This window comes from Streptomyces sp. NRRL WC-3549, assembly GCF_000721935.1.
Lineage (GTDB): Bacteria > Actinomycetota > Actinomycetes > Streptomycetales > Streptomycetaceae > Streptomyces.
Genome location: NZ_KL585412.1, coordinates 45,402 through 46,227 on the forward strand (window position 1 = coordinate 45,402; position 826 = coordinate 46,227).

1 pseudogene is annotated in these 826 nt (G+C 77.4%); it reads left to right on the plus strand.

Features of this window, described 5'->3' with window-relative positions:
• Positions 1 to 493, plus strand: a pseudogene (locus IH13_RS37980) (SCO6745 family protein); the annotation flags it as partial.
• Between the last annotated feature and the right edge of the window lie 333 nt (positions 494 to 826).

Genomic DNA, 826 nt, shown 5'->3' on the forward strand with positions numbered 1-826 from the left:
GCCCAGGCCGCCGACACCACAGGGCGACCGCTGGCCGAGGCCAATGCCGCGCCGGCCTGGCCCGACGCACCGCACCTGGTGCTGTGGCAGGCGGCCACGGTCCTGCGGGAGCACCGGGGGCGACGGCCACGTCGCCGCGTTGGACGCGGCGGGCCTCGACCCGGTGGAGTCGCTGGTGTCCTTCGCGGCGGTCGGCGCGGCCCGCCCGGAGGTGTTCGCGAGCCGGGGGTGGAGCGCCGCTGAGTGGGGCGCGGCCCGCGACCGGCTGACCGCGCGCGGGCTGCTGGAGGCGGACGGGACGGCCACGGCCGAAGGGCGGGCGCTGCGCGCCGAGGTGGAGCGGCGTACGGACGAGAGCGCCGCGGGTCCCTGGGCGGTGCTCGGCGCGCAGGACCTTGAGCGGCTCGCGGAGCTGCTGGGGCCGCTCTGGGTGGCGGCGATCGGCTCGGGCCTGCTGCCGTCCGAGACGACGCTGGGCATCGGGAAGGTGTGAGGTCCGGCCGTGGGGGCGGCCGTGCGCCGTCGCACCCGGGGGCGCCCGGGGGATCCGACCGTCCCGCGTGCGCGTCGCGCCGGGGGCGGGGCGGGTGACCCGGGCGTCCCGTGTGCGCCGGTCATGCCCCCTTCACGGCCGGTTTTCGTGGAGCCTACGCTGGTGCGCTGTGACGCCTCCTCATGTTGTACGCAGCCGCGCCCCCCTGGCCCCCCGGCACCGCCTGTTCCCCGTCCTGACACTGGCTCTCACCGGCACGCTCGCCCTGACCGGATGCGAGGGGCTGAAGACGACGCCCACCCCCGCCGGACCGGCCCTGTCTCTTATACACAT